27 protein-coding genes are annotated in these 25,533 nt (G+C 67.8%); 7 read left to right on the top strand and 20 right to left on the bottom strand.

Annotation, left to right across the window (positions count from 1 at the left end; genetic code table 11):
• Positions 1 to 74: 74 nt before the first annotated feature.
• The 7 genes from ACP693_RS12945 to ACP693_RS12975 all read right to left on the bottom strand — a co-directional run bounded on the left by ACP693_RS12945 (position 75) and on the right by ACP693_RS12975 (position 4,129).
• Positions 75 to 686, bottom strand: a complete 612-nt coding sequence (locus ACP693_RS12945; protein ID WP_426019993.1) for a superoxide dismutase — start codon at positions 684 to 686, stop codon at positions 75 to 77.
• 107 nt (positions 687 to 793) lie between these two features.
• Entirely contained in the window at positions 794 to 1,018 is a 225-nt protein-coding gene (locus ACP693_RS12950) for a hypothetical protein (protein ID WP_409713715.1), read from the bottom strand.
• Positions 1,019 to 1,058: 40 nt separating this feature from the next.
• A complete protein-coding gene (gene fghA / locus ACP693_RS12955; protein ID WP_426019995.1) occupies positions 1,059 to 1,898 on the bottom strand; it encodes an S-formylglutathione hydrolase in 840 nt (279 codons plus the stop codon).
• An 83-nt stretch (positions 1,899 to 1,981) separates the two neighbouring features.
• Entirely contained in the window at positions 1,982 to 2,365 is a 384-nt protein-coding gene (locus tag ACP693_RS12960) for a hypothetical protein (protein WP_426019997.1), read from the bottom strand.
• Positions 2,366 to 2,423: 58 nt separating this feature from the next.
• Positions 2,424 to 2,807: a VOC family protein gene (locus ACP693_RS12965; RefSeq protein WP_426019999.1), complete on the bottom strand. Its 384-nt coding sequence runs from the start codon at positions 2,805 to 2,807 to the stop codon at positions 2,424 to 2,426.
• Between the two features lie 63 nt (positions 2,808 to 2,870).
• Positions 2,871 to 3,977 (bottom strand): S-(hydroxymethyl)glutathione dehydrogenase/class III alcohol dehydrogenase, encoded by a 1,107-nt coding sequence (locus ACP693_RS12970; protein ID WP_426020001.1) that lies wholly within the window; start codon positions 3,975 to 3,977, stop codon positions 2,871 to 2,873.
• On the bottom strand, positions 3,974 to 4,129 hold the full coding sequence (locus ACP693_RS12975) for a hypothetical protein (protein WP_426020003.1): 156 nt from the start codon (positions 4,127 to 4,129) through the stop codon (positions 3,974 to 3,976). Before ACP693_RS12975 ends, ACP693_RS12970 begins: the two co-directional genes overlap by 4 nt.
• A 65-nt stretch (positions 4,130 to 4,194) precedes the next feature.
• Here ACP693_RS12975 and ACP693_RS12980 point away from each other — a divergent pair, with 65 nt between their 5' ends.
• The gene (locus tag ACP693_RS12980; protein ID WP_426020004.1) at positions 4,195 to 4,905 is read left to right on the top strand and encodes an NAD-dependent deacylase; all 711 of its coding nucleotides are present in this window, start codon (positions 4,195 to 4,197) and stop codon (positions 4,903 to 4,905) included.
• A 60-nt stretch (positions 4,906 to 4,965) separates the two neighbouring features.
• Here the strand turns inward: ACP693_RS12980 and ACP693_RS12985 are convergent, their stop codons facing one another.
• Positions 4,966 to 5,517 carry an OmpA family protein gene (locus ACP693_RS12985; RefSeq protein ID WP_426020006.1) on the bottom strand — a complete coding sequence of 184 codons (552 nt, stop codon included), beginning with the start codon at positions 5,515 to 5,517 and terminating at the stop codon, positions 4,966 to 4,968.
• Positions 5,518 to 5,892: 375 nt separating this feature from the next.
• On the opposite strand from ACP693_RS12985, the gene ACP693_RS12990 reads away from it, so the two are divergent.
• Positions 5,893 to 6,747: a hypothetical protein gene (locus tag ACP693_RS12990; RefSeq protein ID WP_426020008.1), complete on the top strand. Its 855-nt coding sequence runs from the start codon at positions 5,893 to 5,895 to the stop codon at positions 6,745 to 6,747.
• A 407-nt stretch (positions 6,748 to 7,154) separates the two neighbouring features.
• On the opposite strand, the gene ACP693_RS12995 is transcribed toward ACP693_RS12990, so the two are convergent.
• From ACP693_RS12995 to ACP693_RS13005, 3 genes are read right to left on the bottom strand one after another with little or no spacing between them, the layout of a single operon-like run.
• A complete protein-coding gene (locus tag ACP693_RS12995) occupies positions 7,155 to 7,478 on the bottom strand; it encodes a YnfA family protein (RefSeq protein ID WP_426020010.1) in 324 nt (107 codons plus the stop codon).
• 9 nt (positions 7,479 to 7,487) lie between these two features.
• Positions 7,488 to 8,294, bottom strand: coding sequence for an RNA methyltransferase (locus tag ACP693_RS13000; RefSeq protein WP_426020011.1), 807 nt, complete (start codon positions 8,292 to 8,294; stop codon positions 7,488 to 7,490).
• 5 nt (positions 8,295 to 8,299) lie between these two features.
• Positions 8,300 to 9,319 (bottom strand): S1/P1 Nuclease, encoded by a 1,020-nt coding sequence (locus ACP693_RS13005; protein WP_426020013.1) that lies wholly within the window; start codon positions 9,317 to 9,319, stop codon positions 8,300 to 8,302.
• Between the two features lie 214 nt (positions 9,320 to 9,533).
• Between ACP693_RS13005 and ACP693_RS13010 the strand changes: the two genes are divergently transcribed.
• Complete coding sequence (locus tag ACP693_RS13010; protein WP_426020015.1) at positions 9,534 to 10,154, top strand: DUF4168 domain-containing protein; 621 nt, start codon at positions 9,534 to 9,536, stop codon at positions 10,152 to 10,154.
• Between the two features lie 3 nt (positions 10,155 to 10,157).
• On the opposite strand, the gene ACP693_RS13015 is transcribed toward ACP693_RS13010, so the two are convergent.
• Positions 10,158 to 12,020 (bottom strand): monovalent cation:proton antiporter-2 (CPA2) family protein, encoded by a 1,863-nt coding sequence (locus tag ACP693_RS13015; protein ID WP_426020017.1) that lies wholly within the window; start codon positions 12,018 to 12,020, stop codon positions 10,158 to 10,160.
• Between the two features lie 166 nt (positions 12,021 to 12,186).
• On the opposite strand from ACP693_RS13015, the gene ACP693_RS13020 reads away from it, so the two are divergent.
• From ACP693_RS13020 to ACP693_RS13035, 4 genes are all read left to right on the top strand, one after another.
• Positions 12,187 to 14,034 carry a vWA domain-containing protein gene (locus tag ACP693_RS13020; RefSeq protein WP_426020018.1) on the top strand — a complete coding sequence of 616 codons (1,848 nt, stop codon included), beginning with the start codon at positions 12,187 to 12,189 and terminating at the stop codon, positions 14,032 to 14,034.
• A 60-nt stretch (positions 14,035 to 14,094) separates the two neighbouring features.
• Positions 14,095 to 14,502: a CBS domain-containing protein gene (locus ACP693_RS13025; protein ID WP_159849325.1), complete on the top strand. Its 408-nt coding sequence runs from the start codon at positions 14,095 to 14,097 to the stop codon at positions 14,500 to 14,502.
• Between the two features lie 77 nt (positions 14,503 to 14,579).
• A complete protein-coding gene (locus tag ACP693_RS13030) occupies positions 14,580 to 15,149 on the top strand; it encodes a hypothetical protein (protein WP_426020021.1) in 570 nt (189 codons plus the stop codon).
• Between the two features lie 89 nt (positions 15,150 to 15,238).
• Complete coding sequence (locus ACP693_RS13035; protein WP_426020023.1) at positions 15,239 to 17,623, top strand: PAS domain-containing sensor histidine kinase; 2,385 nt, start codon at positions 15,239 to 15,241, stop codon at positions 17,621 to 17,623.
• Between the two features lie 33 nt (positions 17,624 to 17,656).
• Here ACP693_RS13035 and ACP693_RS13040 read toward each other — a convergent pair whose 3' ends face one another.
• The 8 genes from ACP693_RS13040 to ACP693_RS13075 form a co-directional block, all read right to left on the bottom strand.
• On the bottom strand, positions 17,657 to 19,126 hold the full coding sequence (locus ACP693_RS13040; protein ID WP_426020025.1) for a S41 family peptidase: 1,470 nt from the start codon (positions 19,124 to 19,126) through the stop codon (positions 17,657 to 17,659).
• Positions 19,127 to 19,166: 40 nt separating this feature from the next.
• Complete coding sequence (locus tag ACP693_RS13045; RefSeq protein WP_426020027.1) at positions 19,167 to 20,327, bottom strand: helix-turn-helix domain-containing protein; 1,161 nt, start codon at positions 20,325 to 20,327, stop codon at positions 19,167 to 19,169.
• Positions 20,328 to 20,397: 70 nt separating this feature from the next.
• On the bottom strand, positions 20,398 to 21,579 hold the full coding sequence (locus ACP693_RS13050; RefSeq protein WP_426020028.1) for an acetyl-CoA C-acyltransferase: 1,182 nt from the start codon (positions 21,577 to 21,579) through the stop codon (positions 20,398 to 20,400).
• 58 nt (positions 21,580 to 21,637) lie between these two features.
• Positions 21,638 to 22,624, bottom strand: coding sequence for a flavin reductase family protein (locus ACP693_RS13055; protein ID WP_426020030.1), 987 nt, complete (start codon positions 22,622 to 22,624; stop codon positions 21,638 to 21,640).
• 80 nt (positions 22,625 to 22,704) lie between these two features.
• Positions 22,705 to 23,325 (bottom strand): DUF1190 domain-containing protein, encoded by a 621-nt coding sequence (locus ACP693_RS13060; protein WP_426020032.1) that lies wholly within the window; start codon positions 23,323 to 23,325, stop codon positions 22,705 to 22,707.
• 5 nt (positions 23,326 to 23,330) lie between these two features.
• The gene (locus ACP693_RS13065; RefSeq protein ID WP_135194814.1) at positions 23,331 to 23,744 is read right to left on the bottom strand and encodes a DUF350 domain-containing protein; all 414 of its coding nucleotides are present in this window, start codon (positions 23,742 to 23,744) and stop codon (positions 23,331 to 23,333) included.
• A gap of 26 nt (positions 23,745 to 23,770) precedes the next feature.
• Positions 23,771 to 24,418, bottom strand: a complete 648-nt coding sequence (locus tag ACP693_RS13070; RefSeq protein ID WP_426020034.1) for a DUF2491 family protein — start codon at positions 24,416 to 24,418, stop codon at positions 23,771 to 23,773.
• Positions 24,419 to 24,425: 7 nt separating this feature from the next.
• Entirely contained in the window at positions 24,426 to 25,469 is a 1,044-nt protein-coding gene (locus ACP693_RS13075; RefSeq protein ID WP_426020036.1) for a potassium channel family protein, read from the bottom strand.
• Positions 25,470 to 25,533 lie beyond the last annotated feature (64 nt).

Consider the following 25,533-nt stretch of genomic DNA (forward strand, 5'->3'; position numbering starts at 1 on the left):
GAATCGAAAACGCCCGCCGGAGGTTCCGGCGGGCGTCGTCTTGTCTCGATCTAGATCGCGATCTGTGGCGGGCCTTACTTGGCGGCGGCGTACAGTTCGTTGACCTTGTTCCAGTTCACCACCGACCAGAACGACTTCAGATAGTCGGCGCGGCGGTTCTGGTATTTCAGATAGTAGGCGTGTTCCCAGACGTCGGCGCCCAGGATGACTTCGCCGCGCTCGTCCACGACATCCATCAGCGGATTGTCCTGGTTCGGGGTCGAGGTGATCTTCAGCTTGCCGTTCTGGACGATCAGCCAGGCCCAGCCCGAGCCGAACTGTGCGGCGCCGGCGGCGTTGAAGTCTTCCTTGAACTTGTCCATGCCGCCCAGGTCGGCGTCGATGGCGGCGGCGAGTTCAGCCGAGGGTTCGCCGGCCTGATCGGCCGGGGCCAGCAGTTCCCAGAACAGGCTGTGGTTCCAGTGGCCGCCGCCGTTGTTGCGGACGGCCTTGGGCGCGGTCGAGATGCTGGTGAATATCTCTTCCAGCGACTTGCCCTGCAGACCGGCGTCGGCGTCGACGGCCTTGTTCAGGTTGTCGACATAGGTCTGGTGGTGCTTGTCGTGGTGGAAGGTCATCGTCTCCTTGTCGATGGCCGGCTCCAGCGCGTCGTAGGCGTAGGGCAGCGGGGGCAGGGTGAAGGCCATGGGAGAGCTCCTTTTCCGACAGATCTTGATAGGCAGCACATAGGCGCCCGTTCGTGAAACCCAAGCGACAACGCCGGGATTCGTTCCGACTTATCGGCCCGGAACGGTCAAGCTGGCAAGTTCGCCTTCAGGCATTCGCGCACGGCGCGCTTCACGTCGCCCGGCGCATTGGGCTCGTCCACGCCCTCGGCGGCGAAGACGGCGCGCACGGCGGCGTCCAGACCCTTGGGCAGGGCCTCGATCACGCGCTTCTGGCCCTTGGCGTGCAGGCAATAGCCCACCTCGCGGCACAGGGCGGAAAACATCGGTTCGTAGGGATCGGGAGCGCTCATGGCGCCCCTGTATCACCGCCGGGCGATCAGCGACAGTCAGTCACGCCTTCAACCGCTCAGCGTGGAAGGCGACGTGGTCGGCGATGAAGCTGGTCATGAAGAAGTAGGAGTGGTCGTAGCCGGGCTGCATGCGCAGGGTGATCTTCTGGCCGGCGGCGTCGGCGGCGGCCTGGAGCAGTTCGGGCTTCAGCTGGTCGATCAGGAAGCTGTCGGCGTCGCCCTGGTCGATCAGGATGTCATCGAAGACGCCCTTCGCCGCGCCGGATGCGATCAGCTTGGTGGCGTCGTGGTGGTCCCAGGCGTCGCGGTCGTCTCCCAGATAGGCGGTGAAGGCCTTTTCGCCCCAGGCGCACTGGGTGGGCGAACAGATGGGGGCGAAGGCGGAGACGGAGCGGAACAGGTCGGCGTGGTTCAGCGCCAGGGTCAGGGCGCCGTGGCCGCCCATCGAATGGCCGCTGATGGCGCGGGCGCCCGTGGTCGGGAACGCGGCGTCGATCAGGCCGATCAGTTCCTCGGTGACATAGGTTTCCATGCGGAAATGCGGGGCCCAGGGGGCCTGCGTCGCATCCAGATAGAAGCCCGCGCCCTGGCCCAGGTCATAGGCGGGGTCGTCGGCGACGCCGTCTCCGCGCGGGCTGGTGTCCGGCGCGACGATGATGACGCCGTGTTCAGCGGCGGCCCTGTAGGCGCCGGCCTTGGTGGTGAAATTGTCCTCGGTGCAGGTCAGGCCCGACAGCCAGATCAGCACGGGAAAAGGCCCCTCGCCCGCCGGCGTGAAGACCGACAGGGTCATGGGCGTGCCGGTCGCGGTGCTGTCGTGCTTCAGATAGCGGAGGGTTCCGCCGTGGACGATGTGGGTCTTGGTGGTCTCGAAGGTCATGCCTTCTGGCTAGTCCACCTGACGAACCCCCGCAATGCGTAAGCCTTCACGGCAAGCGACGTCAGGCGAAGATGTCTGACAGACTAAGGGCTCGGGCTTCGCACCGGAAGATTCACGCCAGCTTCGGCACAACTACCTTGAACCACAGAATTCATGGCAGGGATCATCCGCTGCCTGTTCCTCGGTTCAGCCAAATGGATAGCCATCAGCGCGGTCTCTTTCTCGCCAGATATGGAATACTGATAGGCGACGTCTTCGCCGGTCTCCAGCCGCACGATGCCGCAAATCGATCTGCCGTTTGAAGCTGGGACAGCCCAGACCGGTGAAGCCCCCTCCACTCCGACTCTTTTTATCGCGTAGGCCTCGGCTGCCCCCACCGTCGGCCTGACGAAAGAAACAGCGACCGGCTCAGGTGCACTGCACGACACAAGCGCCAAGCCAAAGGCCGAAATCATGATGGCACGCATCGCAAATCCAAGCTGACGGAACGTCGGAAACGCACTTGTCACAGACTGGCCGGATAAATCACCCCGCCCGGTGCATGGCGCAGATCTTGTTGCCCGAGGGATCGCGCAGATAGGCCAAGATCATCGAACCAAACGGGCCTTGCCGCTCGCCGGGCGGGTCCTCAATGGCGCGACCGCCCGCGGCGACGCCGGCGTCGTGGAAGGCCTGGACCATCTCTGGCGTCTTGGCGTGAAAGCCGATGGTGCCGCCGTTGGCGTGGCAGGCGGGTTCGCCATCGATGGGCGCGCCGACCGCAAAGGCGCCCATGCGGGTGCGCCACCAGTAGCGGCCCTTGGGATCCGGCCCCTGCCCCGGCTCGACGCCCAGGGCGCCGAGCGCTGCGTCATAGAATTTGCGCGACGCCTCGATGTCGCTGGCGCCGACGGTGACGTGGGTGAACATGGTCAAACCTCCCGATTTCAGGTCCGTTTCCTTAAACAACGAACCGTGCAGCGCGCAAGTCGATCAGAACACCACCACGCTGCGGATGCTCTTGCCTTCGTGCATCAGGTCGAAGGCCTTGTTGATGTCTTCCAGGCCGAAGGTGTGGGTGATCATGGGATCGATCTCGATCTTGCCGTCCATGTACCAGTCGACGATCTTGGGCGTGTCGGTGCGGCCGCGCGCGCCGCCGAAGGCCGAACCGCGCCAGACCCGGCCCGTGACCAGCTGGAACGGGCGGGTGGCGATCTCCTTGCCGGATTCGGCGACGCCGATGACGACGCTCTCGCCCCAGCCGCGGTGGCAGGCCTCCAGCGCCTGGCGCATGACGACCGTGTTGCCGGTGCAGTCGAAGGTGTAGTCGGCGCCGCCGCCGGTCAGTTCGACCAGGTGGGCCACCACGTCCGGCACGTCCTTCGGATTGACGAAATGGGTCATGCCGAAACGACGGCCCCATTCTTCCTTGTCAGGGTTGATGTCCACCCCGACGATCATGTCGGCGCCGACCATCTTCAGTCCCTGGATGACGTTCAGCCCGATGCCGCCCAAACCAAAGACCACGGCGTTGGCGCCCGGCTCGACCTTGGCCGTATTGACCACGGCGCCGACGCCCGTCGTCACGCCGCAGCCGACGTAGCAGGCCTTGTCGAACGGCGCGTCCTTGCGGATCTTGGCCACGGCGATCTCGGGCAGGACGGTGAAGTTCGAGAAGGTCGAGCAGCCCATATAGTGGGCGATGGCCTGGCCCTTGTAGCTGAAGCGCGACGTGCCGTCGGGCATGACGCCCTTGCCCTGGGTGGAGCGGATCGAGGTGCACAGGTTGGTCTTGCGCGACAGGCACGACTTACACTGGCGGCATTCCGGCGTGTACAGTGGGATGACGTGGTCCCCGACCGCGACCGAGGTCACGCCCGGCCCCACCTCGACCACCACGCCCGCGCCTTCGTGGCCCAGGATGCTCGGGAATATGCCCTCACTGTCCAGGCCGTCCAGCGTATAGGCGTCGGTGTGGCAGATGCCGGTGGCCTTGATCTCGATCAGCACCTCGCCGGCGCGCGGCCCCTCCAGATCGACCTCGACGATCTCCAACGGACGTTTGGCCTCGAAGGCGACGGCGGCGCGGGTTTTCATGGCGAGGGCTCCTTGGTTTGCGCCTGTTTCTCACGAGCGACGCCGGGAAGGCCAGCCCGTCCGCCGATGAAGGCCACTGAAATTTTTTTGAGTGCACTTTCGTGCAGATTTTTGAGATCGGTTCGCTGACACCCTTCGATATGACCAGCCATAGGCTGCATCTACGTCACAGGCGGACGTAGGCTGACCAAGCAGGCGAGACGCGCTAATCAGGGTCATGATCCATCGCAACCTCGTCGTCCTGACCGGCGCCGGCATATCGGCCGAAAGCGGCGTGCCGACGTTTCGGGCGGATGATGGGCTGTGGTGCGGGCATCGGGTCGAGGATGTGGCGACGCCGCAGGGTTATGCGGCCGATCCGGCCCTGGTTCAGGACTTCTACAATCAGCGGCGGCGGCAGTTGGCGCAGGTTCAGCCCAATGCGGCGCATCGGGCGCTGGCGGAGCTGGCGACGCGGTGGGAGGGGGACTTCCTGCTGGTGACGCAGAACGTCGACGATCTGCACGACCGGGCGCATGCGCAGACGCCGCCCGGCGCCGGGTTCGAACTGATCCATATGCATGGCGAGCTGTTGAAGGCGCGCTGCACCCGGTCGGGGGCGGTGATGGACTGGACGGGCGACATGGCGGCGGATCAGGCCTCGCCGCATCACCCCGACGGCCTCATGCGACCGCACATCGTGTGGTTTGGGGAGATGCCGCTGGAGATGGAGCGGATCGAGGCGGCGCTGGAGGCGTGCGACCTGTTCGTCTCCATCGGCACGTCGGGGGCGGTATACCCGGCGGCGGGGTTCGTGCAGGCGGCGCGTTACGCCGGGGCGCGGACGGTGGAGATCAATCTGGAGCCGACGTCGGGCGCGCGCCTGTTCGACGAGGGCGTCTATGGGCCGGCGACGCAGGCCGTGCCGGGTTTCTTCGACAGGCTGTAGAGACGAAAACGGCGACCGCTGCGAAGCGGCCGCCGTTCCGGTCTTTGAGGTCGAAGGCGGTTAGGCCAGGACGACGATGGTCACGCGGCGGTTCTGCGAACGGCCTTCCGGCGTTTCGTTCGAGGCCACCGGCTGTTCCTGACCATAGGAGATGGTCGCCATCCGGTTCAGGGCGACGCCCTGACGGTTCAGGAAGCGGCGCACGGCCTCGGCGCGCTGCTCGCCCAGCTGGTTGTTATGCTCGGGCGTGCCGGTCGCGTCCGTATAGCCCTGGATTTCCAGATAGACGTTCTTGTTCTCGCCCTGCAGACGCTGGGCGAACTGGGCCAGGCGTTGCTCGGCTTCGGGCGACAGGGCCGCCGCGTCGGTGGGGAATTTCACGGAATCGTCCGACAGCACGACCTGGTAGAGGAACTTGCCCTCCGCCAGTTTATGCGCGTCGTTGGCGCGTTGCAGGGCCTGGCCTGCGGTGCCTTCGACGGTGGTCACGCGGTTGTCGACGACCTCGACCTGATCACGGACGAAACGATGGCTGGCGCAGCCGCTGGCCGCAAAGCCGAGGGCGATGAGGGCGCCGCCGACGACCGCCGTCCTGAGTTTCGATCTGCTCAAGTTCTGTCTCCTTCTTGCCGGGAGCGCCACACCCGTTTTTGCGCCAGATGAAAATGGCGTAGGGCACAAGGCGGAGTAATGACGTGCTTTGGGCGGGATCGTGTCAGCTTGACCATAAGCAGATCGGGCATTTCGCGTTATTCTTGCGTCCGCGCGGAACCCGAGGTCGAGATCAGACGTTGCGCCGCCGACGGTCAAGGCCGAAGGCGGGCAGGCTCATCTATCGCTGATCTGAAACGCCGCCCGGTTGTATTCCGCACAGCGCCACTTTCCTGACGCGACCCGATGTTTTCAACAAGGCCTGAAGTTTTTTTACAGGCGTTCTGTTCTGATGACCATGCGGCACGGTGTTCAACAGTCATCACGGATAGGCGATTGAGCGCCGGCCGAACACGACGCTGGGCACGACGCCGGGCACGGCACTGGGCGCTGGCGGCGACGCCGATTCTGGCCGCGCATGCCGGGCTGGCCCTGCTGATGACGGCGCGCGCGACGCCTGAGCCTGTCGTGTCCGAGCCGCCTTTGGTGATGGTGGAACTGGTCGAACCGCCCCCTCCCCCGCCGCCGGCTCGCGTTATCGTCCCCGATCCGTCGCCCAAGCCGGATGCGCCGGCCGCTGCGGCCCAGTCGGCGGCGCCGCCCAAGCCCGCACCCCAACGTCGCCCGCCGGCAGTGGCGGCGGCCCGGCCGCGCCTGGTCGTCGCCAAACGCCCGCCCGATGTCGAACCCCTGCCCGCCGCGCCCGCGCCGCCGGGACCGCCTTTGCCCTTGCTGGGCGCGGCCCAGATCGCCGGCGCCATGACGGTCGGTGCAGGGCCAGGCGGCGGAGGCGGAACGGGGGTCGGCGGCGGCGGCGGATCGGGCGGAACCGGCTCGGGCCCCGGGTCTGGCGGCGGATCGTGCGACATGGTGCGCTGGGTCCAGGACGCGGTGCGCGACGACCAGGCGGTGCGCCGCGCCGTCATCGCCGCGTCTCAGGACATGGACGCCAACGGTCGCGCCATCCTGGTCTGGAACGGCGACTGGCTGCAGAGCCGCAACCAGTCCGGCAAGGGCCTGGCCGGCGTGCGCCAGGCCATCGCCCTGGAAGTCGCCTTCGCCCCGGCAGAGTGCAAGAGCCAGAGGATGACCGGCCTGGCCGTGCTGAAGCTGGAAGATAGGGTGGGTGGCGCGCAGCTGGCGCTGGGCAAGGGCAGCTGGCGCTGGTCGGACCTGTTGGGGGCGGGTTAGCGACCCCCGACACGGTTTCAGACTGTGCGGCGTGAAAAACACCGTCTGAATAGTGCAATTCGTCTGAAATCCGCCCTCCCCGGCTGCGCGACACGTCCGATGCGGACGAGCGGAGACAGGATCGCACGGTTCTGGGGTGCGGGCAGGAAGAGGACGCTGGTGGGCGGCAGAGGATTGAAATCATTGGGTTGAGGTGACGGAAATGGGATGGCTGCCCCTCTTTTCTTTCGTCATCCTCCGGCAAGCCGCGCCTTTGCGGCGCAGACCGGGGGACCCAGCGGCGCCGAAGGCGATGCGTCGGCCGCACTATGCTGGGACACCCACTCCGCGACAGGGTCGCGCTCTCGCGCGCCGCTGGGTCCCCCGGTCTCGCTACGCTCGCCGGAGGATGACGAAAAAAGAGGAGTTTAGGCGCGCGGGCCGAACAGAATGATCCCCGCGCCGACGATGCAGACCAGGCCACCCAGCACGTCCCATCGATCCGGCGTCGTCTTCTCGACCACGGCCATCCAGACCAGCGACGCACAGATATAGACGCCTCCATAGGCCGCGAAGGCGCGGCCCGCTGCGTCGCTGGGGACCAGGGTCAGCAGCCAGGCGAAGGCGATCAGGCAGACGATGCCCGGCGCCAGCCACAACGGTGAGCGATCCAGCTTCAGCCAGGCCCAGAAGGCGAAACAGCCGCCGATCTCCGCCAGCGCCGCCAACGGATAGATCAGCAAGAGCTTCATCCTCGCCTCCTATCGCTCGCCGCGCGGCGGCTCGCTGCTTGAGGAGGCCTTGGCCGCCCGCTCCGCCGCCAGCTTGGCCAGCACCCGGCCGCGACCGCGCGACAGGGCATGGATGGCGCCGCGCATGGTGGCGACCTCTTGCTCGGAGAAGGCGGCGCGGCCCAGCATGACGCGCAGGTTCTGGCTCATCGAACGCTTCTTCTCGGGCGGATAGAAGAAGCCGCCGTTTTCCAGCTCCTCTTCCAGGTGCTCGTACATGCCGACCAGAAGCTCGTTCGACGCCGGCGGCTCGCTGTCGCGGAAGCGCGGCGGCGGGGCGTCCAGGATCAGGGTGCGCCACTCATAGGCGTTGATCGCCACGGCCTGGGCCAGGTTCAGCGAATGGTGCCGGGGGTCGATGGGGATGGTGACGATGCCGGCGCACAGGGCGATGTCGGTCGTCTCCAGCCCCGCCCGCTCGCCGCCGAACAACAGGCCGGTCTTCAGGCCCGATGCGGTGTCGTCATAGAGGACGCGGCCGGCCTCGCGCGGGGTGCGCACCGGCTGGCGCGTCTCGCGTGGACGGGCCGTGGTGGCGAAGACGGTGTTCAAGTCGGCGACGGCGTCAGCGACGCTGTCGAACACCCGCACGCCCTCCAGCACCCAGTCGGCGCCAGAGGCCATGGCCCAGGCCCGATCTTGGGGCCAGCCGTCGCGGGGCGTGACCAGGCGCAGATCCGTCAGGCCGAAGTTGGCCATCACCCGCGCCACGGCGCCAATGTTCTCGGCCATCTGCGACTTGTCGAGGATGACGGCGGGGGGCGTTAGATCCGACAAGGAAATCAGTCCTCGCCCACCATGGCGATCCAGGGGTCGGTGGTTCCGGCCTCGACCTCGGCGACCTTGACGGCGGGCCAGCCGATGGAGGCGCTGCCCGAGGCGGTCCAGGCGGTGACGATGAAGTCGCGCAGTTCGCCGGCGCCGGCGCCCAGACGTTCATTGACGAAGGCCGCGCCGCGCGGATCGGCGTCGCGGAAACCGCCCGCCTTCTCCAGCCGATAGAAGGGGATCACCGTGCCCAGCGTCGTGGTCAGGTAGGAGACGGTGCGCGCCTTGACGTCGAAACCGTCCAGGCTGGCGGCCGGCATGGCGGCCTCGACCGCGTCCAGACGGGCGACGCGGTTGGTGAACGCGCCCTCGAACAGGGCGTGGGTCTGACGCGAGTTGGTGAAGCCTTCGGGGTTCGGGAAGTCGCCCCAGCCGTTGTAGTGGATCGTCGTGTGATGCGGCTGTGAGCCGTCGCCGACATAGTGGCCCATCACGCCGATGTCGCGCAGGATCAGGGCCTCGCGGCGGATGCGGTCGGCGCGGTACCAGGCCTGACGCTCCATGTTCGTCTCGCGCTTCTCGGCGGCGTTCAGCACGCGCCAATAGGCGAAGTCGCGGCCCAGGTTCTGCCAGGCGTCGATCATGGCGTAGGGCAGATAGCCGGCGTCGTTGACATCCAGACCGGCCTTGGTCAGGGCGGCGTCATATTCGGACTTCAGGCGGGGAAGGTCGTTGATGCTCATGCCGCGCTGGTCGAAGACGCGGCCCTGGTCGTCCATGTCGATGAAGTGGGCGGTGTCGCGCTCGCGGTCGTGCGGCTGGCCGGCGCCCTTCCAGCGGTCGGGCTCGCGCGCCAGTTCGCCCACGTCGGCGATGGCCGCCGGAGTGCGCAGGAAGGCGGGCAGATCGTCAGGCAGGGCCCGCATCGCCGCCACGCCGATCAGGCGGTGGCCGGTATTGCCCCAGGCGGTGACGGTGACGGCCGGCGCGGCGACCGCGATCAGGGCCAGGGCGGCGATGGCGAGACGTTTCATGGGCAAACCTCAGCAAGGATCACGCCCGTCTAACGTATCCTTGATCGCGCCTCCAGCGTCGAAGACTGGCGATCCGAGCGTAAACGCCTAGGTTATGAAGGCTCCCCCTTCGTCTTATCCAGGCTCCACACTTTTCGGGGAGCGATGACGTGATTGCGTCGTCGCCGTCGTTCGACGGCGCCTCAAGTGGACGCCAGACCGAAAGGACATGCCCATGCGCACGCCCCGCCTCGCCCTTTTCGCTTCCGTCGCCGTTCTGGCGACCGCCGCGACCGCCCAGGCCCAGGACGCCCCTGCCCCCACTGCTGGCGCGACGCCTGCGGCCTCGACCGGCTCTGCCACCTTCACCGATGACGAGCTGAAGAAGTTCGACGACGCCATGGTCAAGGTGAGAGCCGTCAGCGACACGCTGAACGGCGCCCAGCCGACGCCGGAACAGCAGGCGCAGATGGCCGCCGCCGTTCAGGACTCGGGTCTGGAAGTGACGCGCTTCAACACCCTGTCGAACGCCGTCGCCGCCGATCCGGCCCTGGCGGCGCGCATTCGCGTGGTCAACGCCACGCCGCCGGCGCCCGGCACCCCGGCCGCCGCCGTGACCGACGACGAGTTGAACCGCTTCGTCGCCGCCATGACCCAGATCCGCACCATCACGGCCCGGGTCCAGAACAACCAGGCCACGCCGGAGCAGAGCGCTCAGCTGACGGCGGCGGTCGAAGGGTCGGGCCTGACGACGGAGCGTTTCAACACGATCTCCCGACTGGTGTCGGAGACAACCTATCTGCAGGCCAAGGCCGAACTGGCCGGCGCGCGTCTGGAAAAGGGCGTCAGCCAGTAGAGATCAGACGTCGGCGGGCTCGCGCCGGATGTCCGGGGCGGCCGGGCCCGCCTCGTCCTCGTTCAGCAGGCGGCCTTCGCGGCGCGGTTTGATGTAGGGGGCCGGCTGCGGCGTGGGCATGTTGCCACGCATCAGTTGGCGGCCCGCGCTGATCCCGCCGGTCAGTTGCAGGTCCAGGCGCGCCTCGTCGCGACGACGCACGTCGCCGATGGCCTCGGCCGCCTGACTTTCGTCCATACCCAGTTCGATCAGGGCCCGCTCGCCGAACTTCAGCGCCGATTCGAAGGTCTCGCGGATCTGGTAATCGACCCCGGCCTGGATCAGGCGCATCGAATGGCCCCGGTCGAAGGCGCGGACCATGATCTTGGTGGTCGGGAACTCGGACTTGACCAGTTCGACGATGCGGTCGGCGGCCTCGGGCTTGTCGACGCAGACCAGGACGATCTCGGCCTGCTCGGCGCCGGAGGCCCTGAGGGTGGCGAGCTGGGCGCCGTCGCCGTAATAGACCTTGAACCCGAACTGAGAGGCGGCCTGGATCATCTCCACGTCGTTCTCGATGATCGACACGTCCACGTCGCGCGCCAGCAGGGGTTGGGACACGACCTGGGCGAAACGGCCGAAGCCGATGATCAGCACCTGGCCGCGCAGGTCCTTGGCGAAATCGACGCCGTCCGCATCCTCGGCCGACACGGTCGGCTTGGGCAGGAAGCGCTGGGTCAGCAAACTGGTCAGGGGCGTCAGGGCCATGGACAGGATGACGATGGCCGACAGCATGGCGCCGACCTGGGCGTCGAACAGACCCGCCGTCACGGCCGCGCCATAGAGGACGAAGGCGAACTCGCCGCCCTGGGCGAACAGGGCCGCGCGCTCGACCGCCTCGTGGTGTGAGGCCTTGAACAGGCGGGCGACGCCATAGATGCCCAGCGCCTTGACCCCCATGAAGGCGACCACGCCGCCGACCACGATGCGCCAGTCCGCGACGACCACCGACAGGTCCAACGACATGCCGACGCTGAGGAAGAACAGGCCCAGCAGGATGGCGCGGAACGGCTCCACGTCCGATTCCAGCTGATGGCGGAAGGTCGATTCCGACAGCAGCACGCCGGCCAGGAAGGCGCCCATCGCCATCGACAGCCCGCCCAGCGACATGGCCCAGGCGGCGCCGACCACGACCAGCAGGGCCGCGGCCGTCATCACCTCGCGCCCGCCGTAACGGGCCAACAGGCGAAAGATCGGATCGACCAGATATTTGCCGGCCAGCAGCACGCCGCCGACCGCCGCGACCGCGAAGCCGACGGTCTGCCACAAGGGCGGGGCCTGCTCGTTCGCCACGCCCAGCACGGTGGCGAGGACGGCGACGATGGCCAGCAACGGCACGATGGCCAGGTCTTCCAGCAGCAGGATGGACACCGCGCGCTGGCCCGGCCCGCCGGCGATCTCGCCGCGTTCCTCCAGCATCTGCATGATGACGGCGGTGGACGACAGGACGAAGCCCATGGCCCCGACGAAGGCGACCGGGGCGGAGAAGCCGGCCAGCATGGCCGTCAGGGTCAGGATCAAACCACAGAACAGAACCTGGGCCGCGCCCAGGCCGAAGATTTCCTTCCTCAGCCCCCAAAGGCGTTTGGGCCGCATCTCCAGCCCGATGATGAACAGGAAGATGACCACGCCGAACTCGGCGACATGCAGGATGGTCTCGGGTTCGCGAAACAGCTTCAGGCCGAACGGGCCGATGGCCAGGCCCGCCGCCAGATAGCCCAGCACTGACCCCAGACCGATGCGTTTGAACACCGGCACGGCGAGCACGCCCGCCGCCAGCAAGGCGGCCGCCGCGCCCAGATCCAATCCCGTCGTCGCCTCGGCCATCACGTCACCTTGTATGCTCAAGCTCCATTGTGGGGACGGAATCACCGGATTGCGAGATGGCGCCGAAGACACGGTCGCAGATCGCTGTCCGGCGAGCGGCGTCCGCGCCACAGTTTCGCCTCAGGACGACCCGCGACTGGCGTCAAGAAAACAACCGGAGGAAGCCATGTCACGTCTCGCCCGGATCGCCGCACTGTCGGTGTTGAGCCTGTCGATCGCCGCGCCGCCGATGGCCCTGCCGTCCATCGCCCTGGCCAAGCCGATGGACGGCGAGGCGACGCCGGCGGCCTGCGGGCCGCTGGGCTTCGACCTGCAGCCGTCGGCGCCCATGCCGGCCCTCGTGCGCAGGGTGGCGCCGGCGGGGCCGCCGGTCATGGTCGCGCCCACCCGCAAGGAGGATCGCGTCGAATATACGGGACCGCCCGTGAATCTGCCGGGTCCGCCGCCGCCCCCTGCACCGCCGCCCCCTCCGCCGCCCCCTCCTCCGGCGCCGCCCGCGCCGATGCGGCCGACCGTGACGCAGAACAATGTCGTCGTCACGGGCTCGCGGATCATGCCCGGCATGGCCCAGGCGCCTGCCGATACCGAACGCTATCCCGATGCGACGCCCAATCCTGTGAAGCGGACCAGCGATCAGCCGGTCTCGACCTTCTCCATCGACGTGGACACCGCCGCCTATTCGAACGTCCGGCGCTTCATCGACGAGGGGCGCAGCCCCCCGAGGGACGCGGTGCGGGTGGAGGAGCTGATCAACGCCTTCGACTACGACTACGCCCAGCCGACCGCGCAGAGCCGGCCGTTCGCCATCACCACGGCGGTGGCGGCCTCGCCTTGGGCGACCGGGCGGCAGATCGTTCACATCGGACTGCAAGGTTACGAACTGCCGGCCGGCGAGCAGCGGCCGCTGAACCTGACCTTCCTGGTCGATGTCTCGGGATCGATGGGGTCGGCCGACAAACTGGATCTGGCCAAGAAGGCGATGAACCTGGCCATCGACCGGCTGAGGCCGCAGGACACGCTGGCCGTGACCTATTACGCGGAAGGCGCCGGCACGACCTTGCAGCCGACCAAGGGCGACGAAAAGCTAAAGATGCGCTGTGCGGTGGCCAGTCTGCGCGCCTCGGGCGGCACCGCCGGGGCCACCGGCATGACCAACGCCTATGACCAGGCCCAGGCCAGTTTCGCGCGCGACAAGGTCAACCGCATCCTGATGTTCACCGACGGCGACTTCAACGTCGGGGTGACCGACGACAAGCGGCTGGAAGACTATGTCGCCGACAAGCGCGGGACCGGCGTCTATCTGTCGGTCTACGGCTTCGGGCGCGGCAACTATCAGGACGCGCGGATGCAGACCATCGCCCAGGCCGGCAACGGGGTCGCGGCCTATGTCGGGGACCTGCGCGATGCCCGCCGGCTGTTCGGCCCGGCCTTCGACAAGGGCGCCTTTCCCATCGCCGACGACGTCAAGATCCAGGTCGAGTTCAACCCTGCCCGCGTCGCCGAATGGCGGCTGATCGGATACGAGACCCGGCTGCTGAACGAAGAGGATTTCAACAACGACCGCATCGACGCGGGCGAGGTCGGATCGGGAGCCAGCGTTACGGCCCTGTACGAAATCACCCCCATCGGCGGCCCGACCCAGGTTCCAGAGCGGCGCTATCCCGACAACCGCATCGGCGTGGGCGGCGGCGATCCGAACGGCGAGATCGGCTTCGTCCAGGTGCGCTACAAACAGCCGGGCCAGAGCCGGTCGGAGCTGATCCAGCAGCCGCTGACCAATCGTGCCTCAGGCCCCGTCGGCGCCCAGCCGCCGGAGGCGACCCGCTGGGCCATCGCCGTCGCCGGCTTCGGCCAGAAGCTGCGGGGCGATCCGTGGATGGCGGCCGACTATGGTTGGGACCGGATCGTCGAACAGGCGCAAGGGGCCAGGGGCGAGGATCCGTACGGCGACCGGGCCGAGTTCGTGCAGATGGTGCGGGCGGCGGAGAGCCTGCCTGCGCCGCGAACACCCTGATCGGAACCGCTACGCTCGCGGCGGGTTTCCAGCGCAACGCTTCAACCAAGGAAACCCGCCATGAAGATCCGCGACGTGATGACCAAGGACGTTCACCTGGCCCGCCCCGCCGACACCATCCAGGATGTCGCCAGCCGCATGGCCAAGGGCGGCTTCGGCTTCGTGCCCGTCGCGGACGGCGACCAGTTGATCGGCACGATCACCGACCGCGACATCGTGGTGCGCGCCCTGGCGACCGGCGCGGCCTCCAGCGCGGCGGTGGTGGAGTTCATCACCCGCGATCCGCAGACGGTGCTGGACACCGACGACCTGAAGGTCGTGCTGGACCTGATGGGCGCCAAGCAGATCCGCCGCGCACCGGTGGTCGACAAGCACGGCCGCGTCGTCGGCGTGGTCTCGCTGGGCGATCTGTCCACGCGGGTGAAGGAGAAATACGCCGGCGAGACGCTGGAGAGCATCTCGCGTTAAGACCTGCGTAACCGCGACCCGACACCGGGCGTCAAGGATCGTCGTTCATCCTGTCCGTTGAATTCTCGGAGAGGTCTATGGCGCGCGCGCAGTTCCAGAAGGGTCAGAAGGTCTGGGTCGAATGCGTCGGCGCCTGGGCCTTTATCGAACAGGTCCAGCCCGTTTGGGCCAAGGGCTTCGATGAGCCCGTGCGCGTCACCTACGACGTCGGGCTGGGGCGCGAGTTCACGGCCAGCGAGCTGATGCTGGCGATGGACGATCCGTCGGCGAAAGAGGGCGTGGGCGAATGGCGGCTGCTGCGGGCGCGCAACAAGTGGCAGTTGCCCGAGGACTGCCTGCACCATCCCCACCCCGGCACCTATCCCGTCGTCGTGACCGACCGCGCGGACTGGGGCGGCTGGCGCGTGCCGGGCGCCGAATACGACCGCGACCCGCAGCAGATCGAGCTTCAGGCCCGGCTGATCGCCGCTGCGCCGCAACTGATGCAGATCGCCCAGGGTCTGGTGGACATGGTGTCGGAAGCGCCCGACGACGCCCCGCCCGCCGTGCTGACCCTGGCCAGCCAGGCGCGCGATACGTTGCAGGCCGTGACGCGGGTTCTGGAGCCTGCGCCGGACCGCCTGCCGGCGCCGGTCACAGCGGCTTAAAATCCGGTTAAAGCGCGCGCCAAGCCTCGACAGGAATCCGCGACGCAGCCTAGATTCCCCTCACAGCAGATTTGTCGGAGGGACGGGGCTTGCGCGACGAGGAGCGGCGGGAAAATCGGTCGGGGCGTCGCGCCTCCGACCGCGCCCCCGGCGCGCCGGCCTGGCTGCGCGTTTCCGTGCTGGTCCTGGCCCTGATCGCCACCGGCTATGTGCTTCTGGCGTCACGCGAAATCACCAGACCGACGCGCGATGTCAGCCGGCTGGAAGCCGAGAACCTGACGCTGAACACGCAGCTGGTCGCCAGCCAGACCGCCGTCCTGATCCAGTCCGCCGACGCCGGCCTCGCCGCCGGCCAGACGGTCATCCGCGCCGGCCGCCCGCCCATCGAAGTGGTCGAGGCCGCGCGGCGGGTTGCGCCTCAGGTCGGATTTTCGCTGATCGGTCCCGGCGAAACGGTTCAGGCGACTGCAGGAGAGGGCGCCGTCGTCGCGTCGTCGGCCAGCGTCGACGGCAGCCGGCTGGAGGCGCGGATCGACCCGGTCCTGCCCGCCTCCAGCGATGCGCGGATCGTGTCGGCGGCGGGGGTGGTGCTGGCCTCTCGGCGGGCCGCCGAAATCGGTCAGCCGATCCGGGCCTTGATCGGCGCCGACGCCGCGGCCCTGGCCGGTTCTGGGGCGCCGCGCGCCGTGTCGGTCGGGGGCGAGACCCGGATGGCGACCGCCGCCCGCACGACCGCAGACGGCCCCTATGTCGTCACCCTGTCCCAGGGCGACGCGACCTCCTTCTTCGACGACGCCTGGCTGGTGGCCGTGCCGCTGCTGCTGGGCCTGGTGGTCGTCGCCCTGTTCGTCTTCTACGGCTTTCGCCAGACCCGTCAGCACCGCGAGCGCATCGCCACCGAGAAGCGGTTCCGCATCGCGGTCGAGGCCGCGCGTTGCGGCGTGTGGGAGTGGGACCTGAAGAAGGACGAGGTGTCCCTGTCCGACTATATGGCCGCCCTGCTGGGGTTCGAGCGCGGCGGGGTGACCTCAGCCGACGACGTGATCGCGCGCGTGCATCCGCGGTTCCGCGAAGAGGTGCTGCACGCCCTGCGCCAGGCCGCCGCCTATGGCGCCTTCGAGATCACCTTCCCCGTGGCCGGCCCCGACGGACGCACACGCTGGATCGACGCGCGGGGTCAGGCGCGCGGGACACGCGGCGAGAACGGCTTCACCGCCATTCTGGGCGTGGCGCTGGACATCACCGAGGCCCGACGCGCCAAGGCCGCCGCCCAGGCCGCCGAAAGCCGGCTGCGCGACGGGGTGGAGAGCATCTCCGACGCCTTCGTCCTGTTCGACCGCCAAGGGCGGCTGATCCTGTGGAACCAGGCGTTCGAGGACGCCTTCGGCTTCGAGCACGGCATCGTGCGGCGCGGCGCGCTGAAGGACGAGCTGAACCGCATCGCCGCCCTGGCCATCAAGGCCGAGCATAAACCCGTAGGGGGCCGCGCGGGCCTGCGCGAGGTCGAACTGCACGACGGGCGCTGGCTGCAGTTGTCCGAGAGGTTCACCTCGGAAGGCGGCTCGGTCATCACCGCCGCCGACATCACCGCCATCAAACGCCAGGAGGCCGAGCGCCGCCGCGCCGCCGACGACCTCCGCGTCACCGTCGATCAGTTGGAAGCCAGTCGTGAGACGTTGGCGCTGCTGGCCCGCAAATACGAGGTCGCCATGACCCGCGCCGAGGCCGCCAACCAGGCCAAGTCCGAGTTCCTGGCGAACATGAGCCATGAGCTGCGCACGCCGCTGAACGCCATCAACGGCTTCTCGGAGATCATGGCCAGCGAGCTGTTCGGGCCGCTGAACGAGAAATACAAGGGTTATGCGGGCGACATCCTGAAGTCGGGCCAGCACCTGCTCAGCCTGATCAACGACGTGCTGGACATGGCCAAGATCGAGGCCGGCAAGATGACCCTGCACTATGAGCCGGTGTCGTTGCGCGAGGTGTGCGAGGACGCGGTGCGCCTGATGCGCGGCAAGGTGCAGGAGGCGGGGCTGAAGATCTCGGTCGAGGGCGTCGACCTGCCCGACATCGAGGCCGACCATCGCGGGGTCAAACAGGTGCTGCTGAACCTGATCTCGAACGCCGTGAAGTTCACGCCCGACGGCGGGTCCATCGTCGTGTCGCTGGATCGGTTCCCAGGCCCGGCGGGCGAGGACCGGATCCGCGTCGCCTGCGCCGACACCGGCATCGGCATCGCCCCCGACGACCTGGTGCGCCTGGCCCGCCCATTCGAACAGGTCGAGGGCCAGCACTCCAAGACCACCCAGGGCACCGGCCTGGGCCTCGCTTTGACCAAGGCCCTGATCGAGATGCACGGCGGCCAACTGACTATGGAAAGCGAGCCCGGCGTCGGCACGGTAGTCAGCTTCGACCTGCCAGTGAAGCGGCCGGACCAGACGGTGCAACCGATCCGGGCGGCGTTCGCGGCTTAGGCGTTCGCCTGACCCGAACGCAGCCGTTTCGCATCATTCGCTCGTGATGAACGCCATTGCCGCCGCCATCTGCGGATCGCGACCCGAGGCGATGTCTTCGGCCGTCGTCTGAACCAAGACGTCGGGCTGGATCGCGGCGTCCGGTTGGGGCGTGTCGGGGAAGCTGGCGATCAGCGGCAGGTCGATCTCGATACCCGATGCCGGAAGCTTGAGGAAGAAGAAGGCGCCGCCGTTGATGCCGCGCCGGTTGCCGCCGGTCGGCTGGCCGATCAGGGTGGCGGCGCCGCTCTGTTGTACGGCTTGGGCGAAGCCGAAGGTGGCCGAGCTGTTGGAAGCGTCGCAGAGGACCGCGACCGGTCCCATGAAGCGCGTTCCGGCCGGTCGGATGACCGTGCCCTCTGCATCGTCGTCGTAGCGGGTCAGTCGATAGAAGCCGGGGCGTTCGTTGGAGGGTTGGGCCTCGTCGCCCCAGTCAAGGAAGCTGCGGTCCCAGGTGTGGAGATAGGGCCGGACCGATGCAGGGGCGCTGCGGTAGCGGGTCCAGCGCTGGTTGCGCGACAGGGGCAGGTCGCGGTCGATCAAGCGGCTGAGGATGAGATTGCCGCAGTCGAGACCGCCCTCATTGCCGCGTAGATCGATGATCAGGCCCCGCGCCCGCTCCGCGCTCAAGGCGTCCATGGTCTCGCCCAGCCAGGCCTCCCAGGCGAAGGTCGAGTTAAACAGGGCCCAGCTCGGCATCGTCAGGCGGCGGAAGCCGTCGGGCAGGCTTTCCAGCGTCCAGGGATTGGCGTCGCCGGTCGGGCTGGCCGACGGCGCCAGGCGGGACTGCCGCTCCGCAAGGGTGAGCAGCGGCGCACGCACGATTCGTCCGTCCGCGAGGGTGAAGGCGGCCTCGTCCTTCAGCGGCAGGATGAGCGGCAGGTGGATGTCGAAGGTCTCGAAGCGGTCTTCGCCGCGAACCTCCATCAGATTGATCCGCTTGGCGTCGTTGCCGCCGTCGGCGCGAGCGAGCGGGACCAGTCGGGCCAGAAGCGTTTCGGTGGCGACGCCGTCGATGGCGCTGACGACAGTGCCTCGCGGCAACGCGCTCGAAGTCGTGTGATCCTCGGTGATCACGATGCGGTCGTCGATCCAGCGAAAGCGGAAGGGCACGAGGGATCGGTCCGGATACATGGCCGCGACCATGGCGTCGTCGCCGTTATAAGGGCTGGGATAGGTGTGGCCGCAGCGGATCGAGGCGGTGACCCGCGTCAGCGCCAGGAACCGCTCACGAAAAGACCCAGGCGCCCGCCAGGTCTCGCCAAGCGCGTCGAGGCGCGTCGTGATCTCGGCCGGCGTGCTGTAGCGGTAGAGGCCCGGATGCATGGTCTCCCAGACCGCGCGCAGGATGGCGACATCGCCGCTCCAGTCGTCGGACCGGGACTGCGCCCAGGCCGGACAGGCCGAGGCGAGGGATAGGCCGGCGGACATTTGGAGCAGGCGGCGGCGGTTCAGCGACGGCATGGGATATCCTTGATCTCGATCGTGTCGAGGATGTGCGGCCTCACGCCTTTGCGCGCCTCAGATCATCGTCACACGACACAAAAACAGGATCTGAGACCTGTTGGCGGTACCGGGAGGGTGGCAGGCCATAGCGGGCCTGGAAGGCGCGGTTGAAACTGGCCTTGGAGGCGAAGCCCATCTCGAAGGCCAGGTCGAGCAGATCGGCGTCCGTGCGGGCCGCGAGCGCCTCAGCCACGCCCTCGGCCCTGAGACCATTGACGAAGACAGAGAAGTTGACGCCGAGCCCGAGGTTGATCGCTCGGGACAGCCGCCCGCTGTTGGTGCCCAGACACCGGGCCAGACGCGGCAAGGTCAGCGCCGGCTCGCGCCACCAGCCTTCGGCACGGGTGCGGGCTGCAAAGTCGGCGGCGATGGCGCCCCAGTCCGGCGCGACGCGCACGGGCTCGTCGGTCACCGGCGCATCTTCAGGGACGAACGTCTCGGGGAGGCCGGCGTGGCGCCAGCCCGAAACCCCGAGATAAAGGCCCAGTGCGCCGAGCGCGAAATACAGGCCGGCCTGTTGGAAATAGTCAATGCCGCCGGTCAGGGCGGACCAAAGCCAGAAGCCGACCTGGACGAGGAGACCGAGGACGATGGCGGCCCGCACTCGCCCAAGCCAGCGCGCGGAGAACAGGTCGTCGTCGCTACGGGCGTCGGCCAACCGACGGCGATAGTCCGTGAGCACCCGGCCGATGGCCCAGGCGTAGGCGCCAAGGCTGGCCATGGCGAGCACGTCGAGGACCGGGGCCGCCACCTCGCGGTGAGCACCCGTGTACCAGGCCCATTTAATGTCCAGCGGCAGGAGGAAGCAGGCCCCGAAATAGAGGAACTGCGCGAACGGAGGGGCCATGTGCCAGGCCATTCTGCGAGGCAGGCGACCGGCCTGTAGCGCATGGGCATAGGCGTAAAGCAGGGGGCCTAGAGCCAGGGGGATGGCGAAGGGCGCGAAGGTCAGGCCGCGCCAGAGATCGTAGGCGCCCGCGAATCCGATGGCATAGGGGATCAGAAGGCCTGCAATGACCAAGAGGGCGCCGGCCAAAAGGCGGTTGGCCATCCGTCGCGTTGAGGCGGTGACGAGGGCGATGGCGAGGGCGGTGATCTGAACGGCGATTAGGCCGAGAAGCGCCGTTCGCCATCCGAAATCGAGTTGGAGTTGGTCCATCACCCGACGCTAGAAGCTGGGGCCCACGAGAGGAAGCCTACCTCGCGCGACTGACCCAACTGCGAAGAGCCTAAACCAACTCCACGCCCATCGCCGTCGCTTCGCCGCCGCCGATGCACAGGGCGGCCATGCCCTTGGTCTTGCCGTGGGCTTTCAGGGCGGACAGCAGGGTGGTCAGGACGCGGGCGCCGGAGGCGCCGAGCGGGTGGCCCAGGGCGCAGGCGCCGCCGTTGACGTTGATCTTGTCGTGGGGGATGCCGAGTTCCTGCATGGCGATCATCGGCACGATGGCGAAGGCCTCGTTGACCTCCCACAGATCGACGTCGTCGGCGCTCCAGCCCGCCTTCTTCAATGCCTTTTGCAGGGCGAAAACCGGGGCGGTGGTGAACAGGCTGGGCTCCTGGGCGTGGGCGGCCTGGCTGACGACGCGGGCGATGGGCGTCAGGCCCAGGGCCTGGGCCGTCGACTGGCGCATCATGACCAGGGCGGCGGCGCCGTCCGAGATCGAGGCGGCCGAGGCGGCGGTGATGGTGCCGTCCTTGCCGAACGCGGGCTTCAGATTGGGGATCTTGGAGGGGTCGGACTTGGTCGGCTGTTCGTCGCGATCGACGATGATGGGGCCCTTGCGGGTCTTGACCTCGACCGAGGCGATCTCGGCGTCGAAGGCGCCTGCGTCCTGGGCCCGCTTGGCCCGGCCGGCGCTCTCGATGGCGTAGGCGTCCTGCTGCTCGCGGGTGAACTGATAGACCTTGGCCGTGTCCTCGGCGAACTGACCCATCAGCTTGCCGGGGGTGTAGGCGTCCTCAAGCCCGTCCAGATACATGCTGTCGGAAATGACGTCGTGGCCGATGCGGGCGCCGCCCCGGTGCTTGGTCATCAGATAGGGGGCGTTGGTCATGGACTCCATGCCGCCCGCCACGATCACGTCGGCGGACCCGGCCGCCAGGGCGTCGTGCGCCATCATGGCCGCCTGCATGCCCGAGCCGCACATCTTGTTGATGGTAGTCGCCTCGGTCGTGACGGGCAGGCCTGCGCCCATCCCCGCCTGACGCGCCGGCGCCTGGCCCAGGCCGGCGGGCAGGACGCAGCCCATGATGATCTGCTCGACCTTGTTCGGGTCCAGCCCGGCGCGCTCCAGCGCCGCCTTGACCGCGACGGCGCCCAGGTCGGTGGACTTGGCGTCCGACAGCGCGCCCTGGAAACCGCCCATCGGGGTTCTGGCGTAGGAGACGATGACGACGGGATCGGACATGGAGCGGTTTCCTCTTGTTGCGCGGACAGATAGCGATCCGCCCGATCAATTCAAAGCGTCAGGAGAAGTGCAGCCGCCGATACTTGCCCCGGAAATAGAGCAGCGGATCGCGTCGCGGCTCGAACCGCGCGCGCGTGACCCGGCCGATGATGACCAGGTGGTCGCCGGCCTCGACGATCTGTTCGGTGCCGCATTCGAAACTGGCCAGGGCGCCCGACAGGATGGGCGCGCCGGTGTCCCAGGTCTCCCACGCCACGTCCTGGAACCGGTCGGCCTGGGACCGGGCGAAGACGCCGGAGGTGGGCTGCTGGCCGATGTGCAGGACGTTGATGGCGAAATGCTCGGCCTGGCGGAAGCGTTCGACGTTGGTGGACGAGCGGGCCAGGCAGAACAGGATCAGCGGCGGGTCCAGCGACACCGACGAAAAGGAGTTGGCGGTCAGGCCGACGGGCTGTCCGGCCTCGTCCAGCGTCGTCACCACCGTCACCCCTGTCGCGAAACAGCCCAGGGCGTCGCGCAGGGTGCGCGGGTCGGACCCGGCCTGATAGTGCATGGCCTCGCGCGGGGCCTGGCGTTCGAGGAAGCCCAGCAGGGCGGCGTTCTCGGCCTCCACCCGCTCGGGGGCGTCTTCGAGCGTGTCGGCGCGCGAAACCACCTGCATCGGCACGCCGGCCAACAGGACCTCGACCTCGGGCGACACGGTCCCCTGCCCTTCGCCGGCGACGATCACCAGGCAGCTGGCCAGGGCCGGGCCGGTGACCGCCAGGGCGGGGGCCACGGCCGGCAAGGTTTCATCAGCACAGACGATAGCCGGGCGCGACGGGATTTCGGTCAGCAGACGTCTGAGCGCCGCCGGGCCGTCCTCGATCTTATCGAAATCGGCCGCCAGGACGACATGACGCCCCGCCTCGACCAGCGCCCGCACAGACCGCCGCCAGTCGCCTGACAGGCGCTCGGGCGCGCCGACCAGCAGGACGATGGGATCCTCCGGGTCGCCCCAGCTTTCGACGTCCAGGCCTCCGATCCGGGGCGGCGATGCGGTCATGGGGCGGAGCGGTCCGGTCTGTCGTGAAGCGAGAGGCGATCCCTAATAGGGGAAGTCCGGCGGCGGACGCCAGAGACGTCTCAGCCGCCGTAGCTCCGGCCGCCGCCGCCGAAGCCGCCGCGCGAGACGACAGTGGTGCGGCTTTGCACGCGGCTGGGCGCCTGACGCGCCACGTCACCGTGCTCGCGCCCGTTGGTCAGGGTCTTGCCAGTGCGGTAGTCGCGGTAGGTGTAGCCGCCGCCGTAGCCATTCGACAGCCGGCCTTCCCGATCGCGATACAGCGGCCCGCCGCCGCGATAGCCGCCGCCGTTCAGCATTTGCCCGATGATGAACCCGGTCAGCAGCGGGGTGAAGAAGGAGCCGTTGCCGCCCTGGTTGTTGGGCTGGCACTGGGACGGCCCCCACTGGCCTTCGCACTCCTCGCGCGTGGCGTAGCGGGGCGCGGTCTTGGCGGCCTCTTCCTGGGCCTTGGCCAAGGCGGCGTTGCACTGATCGTCCGGGATGTCGTTGGCGGCCTTGCACTCGTCCAGCGACTGATAGGCCAGCGTCGGTTCGGGCTCGGGCGCCGGGACGCGCTGGGGCGAACCGCAGGCGGCCAGGGAGAAGCTGGCGGTCGCCATCAGGCTGCTGACGTGCAGGACGCGCGAGCGCTTCAGCCGGCGCATCGTCTCTGTCTTGGGCAGATCTTTCGGATCGGTCATGGCGGTCACGACGTCATGCAGGCGGCGTTGAGCAGGCCGACGCAGATGGAGATGGAGGCCAGATAGACGGCCGCGGCGATCTCGCCCGCCTCGATGCGGACGACCAGGTTGCGGAAGGCCATGCGGCTGATGGCGACGAAGACCACGATCTGGATGATCCCGGCCAGCAGGGCCCAGGCGGCGAACTCCATCAGGCTGACGGTGTGCGACAGGGCCGAGGCCAGGGGCAGGACGTAACCGATCAGGGCGCCGCCGAGAGCGATGGCGGCGGCGGTGTTGCCTTGCCGGATCAGCGTATGCTCGTGATACGGCGTGACCCACTGGTAGACCAGCTTGAAGGCCAGGGTGAAGGCGCCCGCCATGGCGAAGGCGATCAGAAAGGCGATCGCCCCCTGCTGAAATACGAACCAGTCGAACATCTGTCTTGCCCCTTAAGATTGCGCGCTCAGGCGCGGAACTCGGCCATTTCCAGTGGAATGCCGATCATGATTTCGTGCGTCGTCTCGCCGCCCTCGGGCTGCTGCTCCAGGGCGATCATCAGTTCGCGTCCGCCGCCCAGGTCGCGAGCATACAGCATGCAGGTCTGGAAGATCTTGGCATAGGGGGTGGTTGCGGCCCGGTCGTCCCAGATCGTCTCCCACAGGGTGACGGGCGGCTGGATCGCATCGCTCTCGGCGAACCAGAAACGCGGATAGTCGGGCAGTTCCTCGGCCGCGCCGTGGAAGACCGGCGCCGACAACCGGTCGCGCCAGATGCGGCGTTCGCGCTCGCCCGGCGGATAGGCCGAGGTCCAAGGGATGAACAGGCTGAAGTCGTAGCTTTCCAGCCCCGCCTCGTCGTCGCTCATGGCCTGAAGCATGACGTGGTCGTCGGTGTAGAAGCGATGGACGAACTGGCCACTGTCCAGGCTGACCAACCCCTGGGCCGAGATGTCCAACACGTCACGGTCCAGAGTGAAATGGGTCTCGTCGCCCAGCCGGCGCCAGGCCAGCGGGTCCAGCGATACGGTGCGGCCCACGGTGATATTGCGCACCGTCGCCAGCCGATTGGCGGGCGCGACCTTCTCCGACGATCCGAAAAGCTTCTTGAACATGGGACGATCAGTATCCGGCCAGGCTCGGCTGGCTCAGCCGGGCCGCCGAGACATAGAACAGGCGGTCGCCGTCTTCCACGCCTGTTTCGGGCGACGGATTGAAGCGCGGCGTTTCGGCGCCGTGGGGTTGATGCGCCAAGAGGGTGGCGCGGTGATGCAAAAGCCGTTGCGTCAGGTCGCCGACCGACCGGCCCGCACCCGCCCATCTCAGGCTGAACAGGGTCGCGCCGTCATCCAGATGGCTGGTCAGGGCGCTGATGACCTGGCTGGAGCCTGGATCGCGCGCGGCGCGGGCCAGCATTTCCGGCGCCGACGACAGAACGATCTCGACCCGAGGACAATGCTGCGCCAGCAAACGGGCGCTGTCGGCGTCATCGAAGAAACACACGATGTGCGCGGCGTCCGGCGCCATCGCCGAGACAGCCAGGGTCGCGGTCAGGGTGTCCGCATCGCTGCTGGCGTAGATCAATATGCGACTGGCGTTCGCCGCACCGGCTCGCGCGAGGCCCGTTGTCGAGGTCAGGCTTTCCGTCTGGACATAGCGAATGCGCGGATCGACGTCCGCCACCGCCTGCCGCGTGAGCAGCACCAGGGTCTGGGACCGAGTCAGCTCCGCACACAGTTCCTCGACCATCTTGGGCGTCCGAACGGGGTGATAGCCGACCAGCAGAATCGTATCGGTCATCTTCGAATAGTCTCCCTTGCCGGATCGCCGGATGCGCCAGATGTCTCCAATCCCGGCCAGAACCTTGGCCACGACGGTGGTGAAAGCTGCGATGGCCCCTGGAAAGATCCACAAGGCCGTGACCAGCCGCCCGCCAACGCCTTGCGGACTGATGTCGCCATAACCTACGGTGTAGGCCGTCGTCGCGTACCAGTAGAAGAAAGTCAGCGGGTCGTGCAGCTCCGCCTCTCGTGCGATGGCGAGAAACAGCCACGACGAGATTGCGTGAAAGAGGATCAGGCCGGCCAGCATCCGCCAGTGCATGTCGGCCATGGCGTGGAACGCCCGGTCGAAAATCACGGCCAGCTTCATTCGCGGCAGCAGCATGCGTTCCCTCTTCAGATCACGATGATCTCAGACCCCTAGGCGAAGTCAAGCGTTCATGTTACGC

It is taken from the genome of Brevundimonas sp. TWP1-3 (assembly GCF_049896085.1).
GTDB lineage: Bacteria > Pseudomonadota > Alphaproteobacteria > Caulobacterales > Caulobacteraceae > Brevundimonas.